12 protein-coding genes and 1 tRNA gene are annotated in these 15,963 nt (G+C 46.9%); 8 read left to right on the top strand and 5 right to left on the bottom strand.

Annotation, left to right across the window (positions count from 1 at the left end):
• Nucleotides 1–267: 267 nt before the first annotated feature.
• Complete coding sequence (locus KWJ01_RS15615) at nt 268–3,120, top strand: S8/S53 family peptidase (protein ID WP_224997612.1); 2,853 nt, start codon at nt 268–270, stop codon at nt 3,118–3,120.
• A gap of 150 nt (nt 3,121–3,270) precedes the next feature.
• Here the strand turns inward: KWJ01_RS15615 and rfaD are convergent, their stop codons facing one another.
• Entirely contained in the window at nt 3,271–4,221 is a 951-nt protein-coding gene (gene rfaD, locus KWJ01_RS15610) for an ADP-glyceromanno-heptose 6-epimerase (protein ID WP_224997609.1), read from the bottom strand.
• A 154-nt stretch (nt 4,222–4,375) separates the two neighbouring features.
• On the opposite strand from rfaD, the gene KWJ01_RS15605 reads away from it, so the two are divergent.
• The 4 genes from KWJ01_RS15605 (at nt 4,376) to tnpA (ending at nt 7,646) form a co-directional block, all read left to right on the top strand.
• Nucleotides 4,376–4,927 carry an outer membrane beta-barrel protein gene (locus KWJ01_RS15605; RefSeq protein WP_224997608.1) on the top strand — a complete coding sequence of 184 codons (552 nt, stop codon included), beginning with the start codon at nt 4,376–4,378 and terminating at the stop codon, nt 4,925–4,927.
• 134 nt (nt 4,928–5,061) lie between these two features.
• Nucleotides 5,062–5,487 carry a 6-carboxytetrahydropterin synthase gene (locus tag KWJ01_RS15600; protein ID WP_224997606.1) on the top strand — a complete coding sequence of 142 codons (426 nt, stop codon included), beginning with the start codon at nt 5,062–5,064 and terminating at the stop codon, nt 5,485–5,487.
• 268 nt (nt 5,488–5,755) lie between these two features.
• Complete coding sequence (gene lpxB / locus KWJ01_RS15595) at nt 5,756–6,865, top strand: lipid-A-disaccharide synthase (protein ID WP_224997604.1); 1,110 nt, start codon at nt 5,756–5,758, stop codon at nt 6,863–6,865.
• Nucleotides 6,866–7,184: 319 nt separating this feature from the next.
• Nucleotides 7,185–7,646 carry an IS200/IS605 family transposase gene (gene tnpA, locus KWJ01_RS15590; protein ID WP_224997602.1) on the top strand — a complete coding sequence of 154 codons (462 nt, stop codon included), beginning with the start codon at nt 7,185–7,187 and terminating at the stop codon, nt 7,644–7,646.
• Between the two features lie 269 nt (nt 7,647–7,915).
• Here tnpA and clpX read toward each other — a convergent pair whose 3' ends face one another.
• The 4 genes from clpX to KWJ01_RS15570 all read right to left on the bottom strand — a co-directional run bounded on the left by clpX (nt 7,916) and on the right by KWJ01_RS15570 (nt 11,491).
• Complete coding sequence (clpX, locus tag KWJ01_RS15585; RefSeq protein WP_224997600.1) at nt 7,916–9,154, bottom strand: ATP-dependent Clp protease ATP-binding subunit ClpX; 1,239 nt, start codon at nt 9,152–9,154, stop codon at nt 7,916–7,918.
• A gap of 47 nt (nt 9,155–9,201) precedes the next feature.
• Nucleotides 9,202–9,897, bottom strand: coding sequence for a ClpP family protease (locus tag KWJ01_RS15580; protein ID WP_255651107.1), 696 nt, complete (start codon nt 9,895–9,897; stop codon nt 9,202–9,204).
• 93 nt (nt 9,898–9,990) lie between these two features.
• Nucleotides 9,991–11,328, bottom strand: coding sequence for a trigger factor (tig, locus tag KWJ01_RS15575; RefSeq protein ID WP_224997598.1), 1,338 nt, complete (start codon nt 11,326–11,328; stop codon nt 9,991–9,993).
• 81 nt (nt 11,329–11,409) lie between these two features.
• A tRNA-Leu gene (locus tag KWJ01_RS15570) sits at nt 11,410–11,491 on the bottom strand.
• Between the two features lie 128 nt (nt 11,492–11,619).
• Here KWJ01_RS15570 and KWJ01_RS15565 point away from each other — a divergent pair.
• From KWJ01_RS15565 to KWJ01_RS15555, 3 genes are all read left to right on the top strand, one after another.
• The gene (locus KWJ01_RS15565; protein WP_224997596.1) at nt 11,620–13,830 is read left to right on the top strand and encodes a bifunctional (p)ppGpp synthetase/guanosine-3',5'-bis(diphosphate) 3'-pyrophosphohydrolase; all 2,211 of its coding nucleotides are present in this window, start codon (nt 11,620–11,622) and stop codon (nt 13,828–13,830) included.
• Between the two features lie 84 nt (nt 13,831–13,914).
• Nucleotides 13,915–14,400 (top strand): Fur family transcriptional regulator, encoded by a 486-nt coding sequence (locus KWJ01_RS15560; RefSeq protein WP_224997908.1) that lies wholly within the window; start codon nt 13,915–13,917, stop codon nt 14,398–14,400.
• Between the two features lie 116 nt (nt 14,401–14,516).
• Entirely contained in the window at nt 14,517–15,806 is a 1,290-nt protein-coding gene (locus tag KWJ01_RS15555) for an adenylosuccinate synthase (protein ID WP_224997595.1), read from the top strand.
• Nucleotides 15,807–15,963: the final 157 nt, after the last annotated feature.

Here is a 15,963-nt window from a genome sequence, read left to right as displayed (position 1 = left end):
CTTACCTTATTCATATTAACAAAGAGCTCTGCCAAACAGCGGAGCTCTTTGTTTTTGTGCCTCCCATGAATATTAGCAGGCATAGTGTTATCAATAAAATACAGATAAATACAAAAATATTGTATATTAGGTGCAGGAGCCATCGCCCATACTTCCAACCCTTTATACATGTCGCTTGTGCTAAAGGGTTCTAAAGCAGTAGCTTATCTGCTGCTGGCAAGGTGAGTGACCAGCTGTGTTTTTTGCCAGGTTACCTTCGGGACAGATATGAAAAAACTTTTACCCCTTCTGCTTTTTATTTTTTCATGCTCCACCTCAGCCTTTGCTTCCACCACTCCGGAAGAATCACCCATTGTGCCGGGACAACTCCTCATCAAGCTCAAACCTTCTTTTGTCTATCTGAATGCCCACGGAAAGGGCATGAGGGCAAATGAGTGGAGCCGTATGGCCCCTGGCTTGGCTGTTAGCAACACCTTTGCTTTTAGTACCTTTACCGGGCAAACAACTAAAAGTGGTGTACGCAGGGCAGGTCAATCGGGTGTCGACCTTAGGCTTTATCACCAGCTAAGCTTCGATCAGCAACTGCCAGTAGCCTATGCCATTGAGCAGCTCTATAAATCTGGTGTTGTGGAACTGGCAGAACCTGTGTATGCTGCAACCCCTTTCCAAACGGCCAACGATCCGCTCATGAGCAGGCAGTACTACCTGGATATGATTAAAGCGCCGGAAGCCTGGGCATTGAGTACCGGCAGTGAAAAGCTCGTGATTGCTATCCTTGATTCCGGTGTAGACCTGGAGCACCCCGACCTTGCAGAAAATATCTACCTGAATGAGAACGACCCGCTGGATGGTATTGATAATGATAACGACGGTTTTATTGATAACTACCAGGGCTGGGATTTTGCAGGTGCTGATTACCTGACGCTCATTGGCGACAACAACCCCTCTACAAACCTCTCCAATGCCTCACATGGCACCAAAGTTGCAGGTTGTGCCTCTGCAGTAACCAATAACGGTGTAGGTGTGGCAGGGGTAGCCTTTAATGCCAGGCTCATGGTACTCAAGCACACAGCCGATAATGATAAGCGGTACAATGGTACAGGTTACCTGCTAAACCTGCTGCAGGGGGTGTTTTATGCTGCTACCCATGGTGCAGACATCATCAATGCCTCATACGGCAGCACTTCTTACAGCCAGATAGAGCAGGACCTGTACAAGCTGGCTGCGCTGGAGTATGGTGTTTTGGTTGTTGCTGCCTCTGGTAATAACAACAGCGAAATACCCATGTATCCGGCCAGTTATGAGCATGTGCTTTCCGTAGGGGCTTCTACCGGAAAAGACACAAAAGCATCTTTTTCCAACTACGGGCAACAGCTTGATCTTACAGCACCCGGTGATGGTGTGTTTACTACCAAGATTGGAGGCGGCTACGAGGCTACCTCCGGTACTTCTTTTGCAGCTCCCCTGGTAGCCGGTGCAGCCGCCTTGCTAAAAGCAAAATATCCCGATTTTACAGGCGTACAGCTGGGGGCCCTCCTGCGTATATCTGCCGATACCAGTTTCAATACAACTTTATCAGATAAGCATCGGGATAAAATGGGGAGAGGCCGCCTGAATATTGCCACTGCTCTTACTGCCAACAGCCCTTCTGTAATGGGGTGGGGGTTTACACTGGCTGATCCAGATGAAAATTGGGATGAAACCGCCAGACAGGCAAGCCTTTCCGGAAATTTCCAGAACCTTTTATGGCCTGCAAAAGGCCTGCAGGTAAAGCTTGTTTCACTGAATAATTTAATAACGGTAGAAGAACCAGCCCAGGCTCTGGGTGATGTTGAAATGCTGGAAGAGATTTCTACAGAAAACAGCCCTTTCATCATAAACATCAGCGAAGAACTACCCTCAAACACAAAGGCTCACTTCAGGCTGGATTATACAGCCGACGGTTATAAAGACCATCAGTATTTTACAGTACTGATTAACCCTACCTTTATTGATGTTCATGAAAATCTGCTGGCTACCACACTTGCCTCAGACGGTAGGGTGGGGTATGTAGATGCAAGCAGGGAGTTTGGTCAGGGCTTTATGTATGATGGAGTAAACATGCTCTATGAAATGGGCATTATAATGGCCACCAGTAATGCCAATGTTTTAAGCAATGTTCGTTCCGTTAACAGTTTTATAGACGAAGACTTCAGGCAAACATCCAAAATAAAAAAGCAGGCTCCTGGTGCTTTGGCAGATGTTGAGGTGCTTGGCAGCTTTAACGGTTCGGGAGATACGCTTTCAGACCTGGATCTGGAAGTTGAATTCAGTGCTTTTGTATGGCGGGATTCGCCAGACGAAAAATCAGTTATTGTAGAATATATTGTCAGGAATAAGGGGCAGGCTGATCTTGAAGATTACTACCTGGGCCTTTATGCCGACTGGGACATAAACACAGATAGTTTCAAGGATAAAGCCGATTGGGATTCGCTCACCAACACCGGCTATGTATATTCCGCTGATCTGGAAAATGGAAGGGTAGGCGCCATACAGGTGTTGAGCGGAGAGCCTAATTACTGGGCAGTAGATAATGATGCTTCCATTGCCGATAACCCGCTGGGTGTGTACGATGGCTTTACAGATGAAGAAAAGTTCAGGACAATCTCCAGCGGCATTGGCCGCGCCAGGGCAGGGCTGGATGTAGGTACTGATGTAAGCCATTCTGTAGCATCAGGCCCATACACCATAGCAGCAGGTGATTCTGCCATTATAGCTTTTGCCCTGCATGGCGGTAGTGCTGTTAGTGAAGTGCTGCAGGCTGCCAGAACCGCTAAAAAGCGTTACGAAGAAACCATATTAGCCTCCCGCATAGTGGCAGGCACCGCAGATGCCGGCTTTTACGGCTTAAGACTGTACCCGAACCCTACCCGGGGGGCACTCACCATTTCATTTGCGGAGCAGCACTACAGGCCTTTACAGATCAGGGTTATGGATGCAAGCGGCAGGCAGATAAATTCACTGGCATATGCTGCAGGTACTCAAATGGCAGAACTGCAAATGCCCGACCGCCCGGGCATGTACCTGCTGGAGCTATCATCTGCCGGCAAGCGCCTGCTTAAAAGAATTGTTGTGCAATAACAGGAGCAGCGATTACCTGCCTGTTGCTATGCTCTTCAGAGAAAAGATCCGGCACTAAACCAGTGAAGGGTGCTAAATCCGCATGTGTGCTACTGGCAACAGGCACAGCTAAGCATTATAAAATCTATGCTGGGCTTTAGGCCTTTTAAGCTATTTAAGAAGCCGCTTTACATATTGGGCTACCCCATCTTCCAGCTCGGTGAAAGTTTTTTCGTAGCCAATACTTCTTAGCTTGCTCATATCAGCTTCGGTAAAATACTGGTATTTATCGCGGATATCGGCAGGTGTGTCAATGAATTCTATATCAGCAGCTAAATCCATATTGTTGAAAACAGCTGTTACCAGGTCTTTAAACGTGCGGGCTTTGCCGCTGCCCAGGTTATAGATGCCACTATTCTTGCGGTGGTGCATGAGCCACAGGCACACCTCTGCAACGTCCTCTACAAATACAAAATCACGCATCTGCTCTCCATCTTTGAAATCCGGATTGTGGGAGCGGAAGAGACGCATTTTGCCGGTTTCTTTTATCTGGTGGTAGGCATGCCAGATAACAGAGGCCATGCGGCCTTTGTGGTGTTCGCCCCAGCCATATACATTGAAGAACTTAAGGCCGGCCCAGAAAAACGGATGCTCCTGCTGCTCCAGCACCCACTGGTCAAATTCATTTTTTGATTCACCGTAGGGGTTCAGGGGTTTTAGCTGCGGGATGATCGATTCATCATCTTTATAGCCCAGCTCGCCGGCACCATAGGTTGCTGCAGAAGAGGCATAGACCAGCGGAATCTGGTACTGTACACACTTCTCCCACAGCTTTTTGCTGTAATTGGTATTCAGCTCCCAAAGCAGCTCATAGTTGAATTCTGTAGTATCGGTGCGGGCACCCAGGTGAAAAATAAACTCAACCTCCTGCTCGTGTGTGTCCAGCCAGCTGAAAAGATCACTGCGGTCTACCCGTTCCAACAGGCGGGCACCATCCAGGTGCCGGTTCTTTTGCGGGTTATCGAACCTATCCACAGCCACAAGGTAGTTGTAGCCTTCGCTGTTCAGTTTATAGATTAAGCGGCTGCCAATAAAACCAGCGGCACCGGTTATTACTATCATAGGGTAGATTGCTTAGCGTTTTTTAATCAGCCTGGCTTGATCAGGTCGCCCTAAAATTACATAAATAATCCCAAAGTGCCTGCTTTTCCTGAACCATTAGCGGCCGTATGTATTTACCCTATTGTTACAGGGCTTTCCATCAATAAACAGGTTCATGAAAATATTTATACCTTTTGTACTCCTGCTCTTTAGTACGCAGGTGTTAGCCCAGCAAGATCAGCATAAGTTTGATATCAGGTTTGGGGTGGGGAAGTCTCTGTTAGGCTCAGGGGATATTATTACAACTACTTTTGAAAATGAGCTGAATTACAGGCTGAATCCGTACTTCGCTACTGCTTTTTCATTAAATTATGGTAAAAGCAGCCGTGAAGAATTTGACCTGGCTGTTTTCACCCAGGGCAATCTTAACCTTTACCTTTCCCCTTTCAGGAATACCAGGAGGAATGATTTTAGAATAGGAGCAGGGTTTACATATTATAAGATAACCGATGGGATTAACCAGGGAATCTACCGAGATAACAGGGGCAATGTGGTGTTACAGGATTTTTTAGTAGAAACAAGAACTTCATTTGGTTACAATATTATTCTGGAAAACACTTACACCATAAAGAACAGATTTCTGCTGGGGCTAAAGCTTTTTACACAGCCCTACAGCAATGGTGATATTAACTCAGGGCTTATGTTAAAAATAGGTTATAAGCTCTAAGCCATACTCATTAACGCTGCTGCTGCAGGCGCCGCTGGCACCTTGTTGATGGGTATGGATTAAAAAAGCAGGTCTTTTACAGGAATTACAGTTGGCGTATATTTGCACCTTTATTTAGAATTAGTGTAGTAAGCATGGTACACATTAGCCGGAAAGAGCATTTTAACGCAGCCCATAAGCTATACAATCCTGCCTGGAGTGCAGAAAAGAATACAGAAGTATTCGGCCCCTGCGCGAATGCCAACTGGCACGGCCATAATTTTGAGCTGATTGTCACTGTAAAAGGCAAACCCGACCCTGAAACCGGCTTTGTCGTAGATCTTAAAAAGCTAAGTACCCTCATCCGGGAGCGCGTAATCGATAAGCTCGACCATAAGAACCTGAACGAAGATGTGGACTTCATGAAAGGCAAAATGGCCAGCTGCGAAAACCTCATCATAGAGATCTGGAAAATACTTGACAAGCCCGTTACGGACCTGACGCCTTATGGCAGATTATACAGCCTGCGCCTCTACGAAACGCCCCGCAACTATGTAGAGTACTTTGGCGAAGAAGAATAGGCCTTCCCAACACAGGTAATACCTGAAGTATAGCGTACCAGGTGTATGGATGGTACTCTGGAAGCTTAGCTATTCCTGCAGTAGCACCGCTTTTTTACGCTATACAACGCTGTATTACGGTTGTACATCAATGTAGCAGTATATAATCTGTACTTCTACCTTATTTGCACATGCGTTGCAGCAGTGCACCGCCGCATCGATCCATTTGATTATTATTAGCACATTAGCCCATCATTCTGTACATTGTTGATTGTACATTGAGTCTGATATGAAGTATTTCCTGATTGCCGGAGAGCGCTCCGGAGATTTGCACGGAGGAAACCTGGTGAAGGAGCTCCGGAAGGAGGATCCTGCTGCCAATTGTCGTGGTTTTGGAGGGAATTATATGGCTGATGCCGGCATGCAGGTGCTGGTAAATTACGAACAAATGGCTTTTATGGGCTTTGCCGAAGTAGTAGGCAACCTGCCTGCTATTATGGGGCTGTTCCGCAAATGCAAAGAGGAAATCCTTAAATTCAGGCCTGATGTCATCATCATGATCGACTACGCAGGCTTTAACCTTAGAATGGCCAAATGGGCCAAGCAGCAGGGTTTTAAGGTGTTTTACTACATCTCTCCCAAAGTCTGGGCCTGGAACCAGAAGCGTGCCCTCAAGATAAAAAAGTATGTAGACCGTATGTTCGTGATCATGCCCTTTGAGCAGGAGTTTTATTCCCGCTGGGGCATGGAAGTAGACTTTGTAGGAAACCCGCTCCTGGACGCTGTCAGGACTTTTACGCCCAACCCACAATTTTACCAGCAAAACCAGTTACCTGATAAACCCATAATTGCGCTGCTGCCTGGCAGCCGCAAGCAGGAGGTGCTAAGCCTGCTGCAGGTAATGCTGCCGGTTAGTAAAGATTTTCCGGATTATACCTTTGTGGTGGCAGGGCTTAGCTCCCTACCGGGGGTAATGTATGCAGCAGCAGAAAATTTTCCGCAGGTGCGTGTTGTCTACGACCAGACCTATGAGCTGCTTAGCCATGCAACGGCAGCAGTAGTAGCCTCGGGTACTGCCACCCTGGAAACAGCCCTTTTTGAGGTACCGCAGGTAGTTTGCTATAAAACCAGCTGGCTTACCTACCAGATCGCCAAAAGAATTGTGAGTGTGCCCTACATCAGCTTGGTGAACCTGGTAGCAGGCGAGGGACTGGTACGCGAGCTGATCCAGGATGACTTTTCTGAAGACAGCCTGCAGCAGGAGCTAAAGAAAGTAATGCCTGGAGGAGAGGACCGCTCCCGACAGCTACAGGGCTACGAAAAGCTAAAAGAATCCATGGGAGAAGAAGCCGCCTCAGAGCGTACCGCCCGCCTGATGGTGGCCTATCTGAAGAAGTGATCCGGAACTTATACAATAGTGTAATCTGTAAAATTACCATTCTGGATTATACAAAATACCGGAGATTATGATAAATATAATCCTGTACGGTATTCACTTTAGGTATATTCATTTTCGGTTCTTCCTGATGAGATGAGTGATGGTGTAGGATTAAGGCTGAAGATGACTCTAAACCTCTTCAATCTGAAGCAGTTAAAACATTACCAGAGGTGTCTCAAAAAATACAGAATTGACATGTTTTAAATCCCGAAGGGATGGTAGAACTATAGCCATAAAGGTTAATTTGTAAGAACCCCGAAGGGGTGACATGCATAGAACTATGGCAGGAACCTATTCACAAATTTATATTCAGGTTGTTTTTGCTGTTAAAGGTCGGGAAAGCCTTATCAGAAAAGAGTGGAAAGAAGATCTGCACAGGTACATAGCCGGCATCATCAAACAGAAAGGTCAGAAGCCGATAATAGTGAATGGTATGCAGGATCATGTTCATGTATTCCTTGGCCTGCGCCCTTCAATGGCAATTTCTGATCTGGTGAGGGAAATCAAGAACAATTCATCAAACTTCATCAACAGCCAAAAGCTGGTAAAAGGAAAGTTTTACTGGCAGGAAGGCTACGGCGCGTTTTCTTATGCGCATTCCCAAATTGATCAGGTGTATCAGTACATCCTCAATCAGGAGCAGCATCATAAAAAGAGATCTTTCAGAGAAGAATATTGTGAGCTCCTGAAGAGGTTTGAAATTGAACATGAAGATCGATTTTTATTTGATTGGCTGGAATGATGTTTATATCACCCCTACGGGGTTCGGACCTGGTTAATTCAATATCTATAATCCTTTCATCCCTTCGGGATTTGCTATGTGCAAAACAGGTTAATTCGCGGGTAATTCGCTTTCACCGGAGTGGCTGGGCGGAGGGTAGTGATAGATGGCCTATTCTGCTATGGAGTATGAACGGGCTATTTGGTGTCAGCCAGAAATACTAGGAACAGACAAAAAAAATACCCCGACCAGCAGGCCGGGGTATTTTTATATGATGTGCTAGCTGCTTATTAAGCAACTTTCAGTTTTTTGAATTTCGATTTTTCGATCTTCTCTTCGGCGTACTCACGCGTTACCACAAACTCGTTTACATCTTTTTCCGAAGGCAGCTCATACATGGCATCGGTGATGATGCTCTCACATATAGAGCGCAGGCCACGGGCGCCAAGTTTGTTTTCCATTGCCTTTTCAACAATGTAGTCAAGCGCATCGTCGGTAAAAGAGAGCTTGATTTCTTCCATGTCGAACAGCTTCTGGTACTGACGCACCAGCGCGTTTTTAGGCTCGGTAAGAATTCGCTTAAGCGTTTCGGTATCCAGCGGATTCAGGTACGTAACAATGGGTAAACGACCCAGTAACTCCGGAATAAGACCGAATGATTTCAGGTCCTGAGAAGTAACATACTGCAGCAGGTTATTCTCGTCAATGCTGGTGCGGTCCAGCATCTGGTCTACATTGGCAAAGCCAAGCTGGCGGGTATTGAGGCGGTTGCCAATAATGCGGTGCACACCATCAAAAGCGCCGCCACAAATAAAGAGAATGTTCTCAGTATTAATGGAGATCATCTTCTGGTCGGGGTGCTTACGGCCACCCTGGGGTGGTACGTTTACCACAGAACCTTCCAGCAGCTTCAGCAGGCCCTGCTGAACACCCTCGCCGCTTACATCACGGGTTATAGAGGGGTTGTCAGACTTGCGGGCAATCTTATCGATCTCGTCGATATAAACGATGCCACGCTCGGCTGCTTCCACTTTATAATCGGCCGACTGCAGCAGGCGGGTAAGAATGCTTTCCACATCTTCGCCTACATAACCGGCTTCGGTAAGTACGGTAGCATCTGCAATGCAGAATGGCACTTCCAGAATTTTTGCCAGTGAGCGGGCAAGATAGGTTTTACCGGTACCGGTTTCGCCTACCATGATGATGTTCGATTTCTCGATAATGATATCATCATTTTTAGACCGCTTTTTCTGCAGTACACGCTTAAAGTGATTGTACACCGCTACAGACAGAATCTTTTTGGCTTCGTCCTGCCCAACCACATACTGGTCGAGGTGCTTTTTCATGTCTGTGGGTTTAATCAGCTTAAACTCCGGCAGACTCTCTTTATTTTTGGTTTTCAGCTCCTCGGTCAGGATCTGATTTGCCTGGGTGATACATTTGTCGCATATATGAGCATGGATGCCGGAAATCATCAGATCCACATCTTTTTTGCTCCTACCGCAAAATGAACAGGTTACCTGCGCCATAAAGTCCCTTCTTTTCTCCCTTTAAAAATTTAACCTATTCTACTAAGTTAATCTTTCTTTTTTTCACGTACCAGTACTTCGTCGATAAGGCCGTACTCTTTTGCCTCTTCTGCACGCATCCAGTAGTCGCGATCAGAGTCTTTCTCTATTTGTTCATACGATTTACCAGAGTGCTGGGCTAAGATTTCGTAAAGTTCTTTCTTAAGCTGCAGGATCTGGCGTGCTGTAATTTCAATGTCAGATGCCTGTCCCTGTGCACCGCCCAGTGGCTGGTGAATCATAATACGGGCGTGTGGCAGCGAAGAACGCTTGCGTGCAGCACCACCTGCCAGCAGCACAGCACCCATAGAGGCCGCCAGGCCGGTACAGATTGTTGATACATCAGGCGTAATGTACTGCATGGTGTCGTAAATACCTAAACCGGCATATACAGAACCACCAGGGCTGTTGATGTAGAGTAATACGTCTTTTTTAGGATCTGCAGATTCCAGGAACAGGAGCTGTGCCGTGATTACGTTGGCAATCAGGTCATCTACCTGGGTTCCTAAAAAGATGATGCGGTCCATCATCAGGCGTGAAAAAACGTCAATTTCACGGAAGTTCGTAGGGCGTTCCTCAATTACGGAACGGGTCATACCCTGCGGCTGCATTAGTTCAACATGCTTAAAGTAGCTGTCGATGGCTGATCCGCTGATACCCCTGCCGTGTACGGCATATTTTCTGAATTCGTCTTTATTTAACATGTCAGGTGCGAGTTAAATGGTAGTGTACAAAAATAAAGAAAAAGTCCTTTGTTAAAAGGACTTTTCTAATAACCGCTCTTTTGAGCGTTTAGTTTATTGTTGCTGTAACTGGTTTCTGAATTCCTCGGCCGTAACCGTGTTTTCTTCCAGTTGTACTTTCTGGCGTACAACTTCCATCACTTTATCGTGGCGGAGCTTGTTGTACACCTGCATATAATTTTGTCCTTCTTTATCCTGCAGGTAATTGGTGGCGTAATTATCCAGCATATCCTCCATTTCATCGCCCATGCCGTAAGACCTGAACTGCTGGCGGATGCCTTCTTTTACATTTTCCACCACATCTTTCGGGTCTACCTTTACCTCGTTTTCTTCGGCCAGCTTGTTTTGAATAAGCGTCCAGCGCAGGTCACGGGCAAACATAGGATATTCTTTCTCCAGGTCTTCGTCGCTCACCTTTTCATTGGTGGCTTTCAGCCAGGTTTTCAGGAAATCATCGGGCAGCTCAATATCGGTGTTGGCCAGCAGCTCTTCACGGATCTTTGCGTTAGTAAGGCGCTCTGATTCACGCTCATAGTTTTCGGCAATGGTCTCGCGAACTTTGGTGCGGAATTCCTCTTCAGAAGAAACCACGCCAGGGCCAAACACTTTGTCGAACAGCTCCTGGTTGAGCTCTGCAGGTTCCTGGCGGTTAATTTTTTCTACCGTAAAAGTAAAATCACCTTCCAGCTTTTCTGCTTCTTCGGGGCTTAAGCCTGTGGCCGTTGCCAGGGCAGTTGGGTTGTTGAAGGCTTCTTTGATATCGAAAGAAACAGAATCACCTTTTTTGAGGCCTTTGAAAAGTTTCTTGGTATCATCGCTGAGGTCGTTTGGCGCCAGCAGGCCGTTGTGTGAAAAATCACCCTCTTCAGCTTTTAGCTCGCCGCTCACCAGGTCGCCTTCCTGGTACTCATCTACCTCAACAGAGTTGCCTAGCTGAGGCTGGGTGCGGATGTTCTCGATGGTTTCATCCATCAGGGCATCATTCACATCAACAGAGTAACGGGCAACCTTTACCTCATCCAGCTTCACGCTGAAATCGCCGGCCATGCCAATGTTGTAAGTAAACGTGAACTCTTTCTGCTTATCCCAGTCAATGGCATCGGCATCTTCGCGCTGGGGCAGGGGCTCACCCAGTACGTTAATCTTATTATCACGCAGGTAATCCTGCAGGGCGTGGCTTAGGGTGTGGTTAACTTCATCAACCAGAATAGCCTTGCCATACATTTTACGAATAAGACTATCCGGCACTTTACCAGGACGAAAACCTTTTATCTGTGCTTTCTTTCTGTAATCCCGGATTTTTTCTTCTACCTTAGGTTGGTAATCCGCTTCGCTTAAAGTAATTTTAATGGAAGCCTCGGTAGGGTTTTTCTTTTCTAACTGAATGTCCAAAGCTCTAAACCTTAATAGGGTGGAACAAAATACAAAACCCCCAACTATGATGTGGTAGTCATAATCGGGGGTTCGAATTAGTGCGGATGGAGGGACTCGAACCCCCATGCCTTGCGGCGCTAGATCCTAAGTCTAGTGCGTCTACCAATTTCGCCACATCCGCGTTATTGAATTGGTAGGCAAAGGTAAAAGAATAATTTTAAAACAGCCACAAATTACTGCAACAAATTTTCAGGATTTTTTTCCGTTCTTTCAGGGTTGTTATTGAAGAGCAGATAGTGTGTACGATAAATGGTAACCATAGATCTAGAAGCTGAAAAACAAGAAATCATACGTAGGTACCGGAAGCTTTTGAGGCATGCCAAACCCTTTTTAAAGGATGGCGATGCTAAAATCATTAAAAAAGCTTTTCATACTTCCAGTGATGCACACCGCGAAATGCGGCGTAAGTCGGGGGAGCCCTACATTTACCACCCCCTGGCTGTTGCTCAGATTTGTGTGGATGAAATAGGTCTTGGTACTACCTCTATTGTGGCGGCCCTTCTGCACGATGTGGTGGAAGATACCGAGCTGGAGCTGGAAGATATTCAGCGGGATTTTGGACCCAAGGTAGCACGCATTATTGATGGCCTCACCAAAATCAGCGGCGTGTTTGAGCATGGCAGCTCGCAGCAGGCCGAAAACTTCCGTAAAATGCTGCTTACACTTTCGGAAGATGTGCGCGTTATCCTGATTAAGCTGGCCGACCGCCTGCATAACATGCGTACGCTCGACAGCATGCCACGGCACAAGCAGCTCAAGATTGCCTCGGAAACCATGTACCTCTATGCGCCGCTGGCGCACCGCCTCGGCCTGTATGCGATTAAAAGCGAGCTGGAAGACCTGTACCTGAAGTACACCGAGCCAACCACCTACCGAGAAATAGCCCGTAAGATCAGCGCTACCAGGGCAGCCCGCACCAAATTTATACGCCAGTTTACCAAACCCATAGAGGATGAACTGCGCAGGTTTGGGCTGCATTTTGTGATAAAAGGCAGGCCTAAAAGCATCTACTCCATCTGGAACAAGATGCGGAAGCAAAATATTCCTTTCGAAGAAGTTTATGACCTCTTCGCGATCAGGGTAATTGTAGATGCCGATGATGAGCAGGAAAAGGCTGCCTGCTGGCAGGTATATTCTGTGGTTACCGACTTTTACAAGCCTAACCCCGATCGTTTGCGCGACTGGATCAGCACGCCTAAGGCCAACGGCTACGAAAGCCTGCACACCACCGTAATGAGCAGCACCGGCTCCTGGGTGGAGGTGCAGATCCGTACCAGCCGCATGGACGAAATTGCCGAAAAAGGCTATGCTGCACACTGGAAGTACAAAGAACACAAAAGCGTGCAGAGCAAAGAAATGGGGCTGGAGATGTGGATTTCCAGGGTACGCGAAATGCTCGAAGCTTCCGATACCTCGGCCATTGAATTTGTGGATGACTTTCGCTCCAATCTATTCCAGGAAGAGGTATTTGTGTTTACACCAAAGGGTGAGCTTAAAACCCTGCCCATAGGGGCTACTGCCCTTGATTTTGCCTTCGATATCCACACTGAAATTGGGGCCCACTGCATTGGAGCCAAAGTAAACCAGCGGCTGGTGCCGCTCAACCATCCCCTGAAAAACGGCGACCAGGTAGAGATCTTAACCTCGGATAAGCAGAAGCCCAACGAAGACTGGCTTCGCTTTGTGGTAAGCTCCAAGGCCATTGCCAGAATAAAGGAATGCCTGAAGGAAGACAAGAAATCGGCGGCCATTGATGGGCGTGAGATTGTGGAGCGCAAGCTGAAGCAGATGAAGCTGCAGCCAAACCACGAAATCATTAACCAGCTGCGGGCTTTCTTCGATTGTAAAACTCCGCTCGAGTTTTATTATAAAGTAGGCACCGGCCAGATAGACCCAAAAGATGTAAAGCGTTTCCGCGAGTTCAGGGATGAACGCAAGCAGCTCAAAAAGCCCGAAATTCAGGATGCCCGGTCTTTTGAGCAGGAAATCAAAAAGGTGAAAAGCCCCGAGCAGGATTACCTGCTCATTGGTGAGGATATGAATGTGGTAGACTACAAGCTCTCGCGTTGCTGCAGTCCCATACCCGGTGATGATGTGTTTGGCTTTGTAACGGTTAATGAGGGCATTAAAATACACCGCGTAACCTGCCCCAATGCAGTAGAGCTGCTCTCTAACTATGGCTACAGGGTTGTAAAAGCCAAGTGGACCAGCCGGCAAAAGATTGCTTTTCTGGCCGGGCTCAAGATCGATGGCACCGACAGGGTGGGGCTTATCAACGATATTACCAAAATTATCTCCGATGAGCTGCATGTAAACATGCAGTCTGTGTCTATTGAAACAGAAGATGGTATATTTGAGGGAACAATTCGTTTATATGTAAATGATACCCGGCACCTTGACCTGCTCATCAAAAAGCTGGAAAAGGTAGAGGGTATCAACAGAGCATTTAGATTTAACTGATTTTAAAATGATAAATGACAATGGACAATAGACCATGGAAAACTACGAGTCGTCCATTGTCTGTCGTCTATGGTCCAAGTTAATATGGCACTAAACCCGGAAATATTCGATAAGGTACAAAAGATCTTTACCGCTTACCTGGAGAGCAAAACGCTGAGGAAAACACCTGAGCGCTTTGCTATCCTGGAGGAGATCTATTCGCGTGAAGGACATTTTGATGTTGAGTCGCTGTACATCAGCATGAAAAATAAGAATTACCGCGTAAGCCGCGCAACGGTGTATAATACATTAGACCTGCTGGTGGAGTGCGACCTGGTGACCAAGCATCAGTTTGGGCAAAGCCAGTCGCAGTACGAAAAGAGCTACGGCTTTAAGCAGCACGACCACCTTATTTGCACCGACTGCAGCCGCGTGCTGGAGTTTTGCGACCCCCGTATTTACAACATACAGAAGATGGCCGGCGAAATGCTCGGTTTCAAAATTTTACACCATTCGCTGATCCTGTACGGGAATTGTATCAAGGAAAATTGCGAATATCGTAAAGAACCAGCCGCAGAACCGGTTAATTAATCAGGAGAGGCTGTTTGCCTTACTCCTTTAAACAATTACCTTTGCCCGCGGCAAAGAAGTTTGCCCGAGATAAGAAACATTAGTTCTGGGCAAAGAACGCTTGTCCTTTTATAATCATGAAGATAGATGTATTGCTTGGCCTTCAATGGGGCGACGAAGGCAAAGGTAAAGTAGTGGATTTTCTGGCGCCCGAATATAAAGTGGTTGCCCGTTTTCAGGGTGGTCCTAATGCTGGCCACACCCTTGAGTTTGACGGAATCAAGCACGTATTGCATCAGATACCATCCGGTATTTTCCGCCCCGATATCATAAACATTATTGGTAATGGTGTGGTGCTGGATGCTGTAGTGCTGCGCAGGGAAATTGAGGGATTGAAAAAATACGGCATTGATGCCAGTAAAAACCTCATCATCTCTAAAAAAGCACAGCTGATTTTGCCCACGCACCGCCTCATGGACGCTGCCTCTGAAAAAGCAAAAGGCGTGAGCAAGATTGGATCTACTCTTAAAGGCATCGGGCCTACCTATGCTGATAAAATTGCCCGCCAGGGCCTCAGGGTAGGAGACCTGCTGCTGCCCGATTTTCAGAAGCGCTACGAAACGCTCCGCGACAAGCACATGAACGTGCTGGCTTTCTACAATGAGCCCGTAGAGCTGGCCGAGGCCGAAGCTGCCTTTTTTGAGGCTATCGAATACATCAAGCAGTGCAGATTTGCAGATACCGAGTATCTCATCAATAATTATATTAAAGAAGGTAAAGGCATTCTGGCCGAAGGTGCCCAGGGTTCTTTGCTGGATATTGACTTTGGCAGCTATCCTTATGTAACCTCCTCCAACACCATGGCGGCAGGTGCCTGCACAGGCCTGGGTATAGCACCGGCCTCAGTTGGCGAGGTGTATGGTATATTCAAGGCCTATTGCACCCGTGTAGGTAGCGGACCATTCCCAACAGAGCTGCACGACGAAACCGGCGAACGCATGCGTAAAGAGGGGAATGAGTTTGGCTCTACCACCGGACGCCCCCGCCGCTGCGGATGGATGGACCTGCCCGCCCTGCGTTATGCCATTATGCTGAATGGTGTAACACAGCTTTTCATGATGAAGGCTGACGTGCTCAATATTTTTGATGAGATAAAGGTTTGCACGCATTACAAGCTGCCCGATGGTACCACATCAGAAGAACTTCCCTTCGATATGGATGCTGTAGAAGTTACGCCTGTGTACAAAACCCTGCCGGGATGGAGCCAGAGCCTGAAAGGCATTACAAAATATGATGAGCTGCCGCAGGCTCTGCTGGATTATGTGGCTTACCTGGAGCAGCAGCTTAATGTTCCTATTAACATCATTAGCACCGGCCCTGACCGCACCCAAACCATCATCAGGAAAAAAATTAAAGAAATTATCTAAACTTTATTTTGCTAATTCGTAATAGTTAGCATAACTTGGTATTAATAATTGAAAGAACAAGCAAATGCTTTACCAAATCAATAATATCCTTCTTAATAATTGCCTGAATAATAATCAGGCCCCGGAAGGTTATTGTTGATACCATAGAATCCAGATC

The organism is Cesiribacter sp. SM1, assembly GCF_020178975.1.
GTDB lineage: Bacteria > Bacteroidota > Bacteroidia > Cytophagales > Cyclobacteriaceae > Cesiribacter.
Note: the sequence above shows the minus strand (reverse complement) of the source record. Positions and strands in the feature narration are given on the sequence as shown.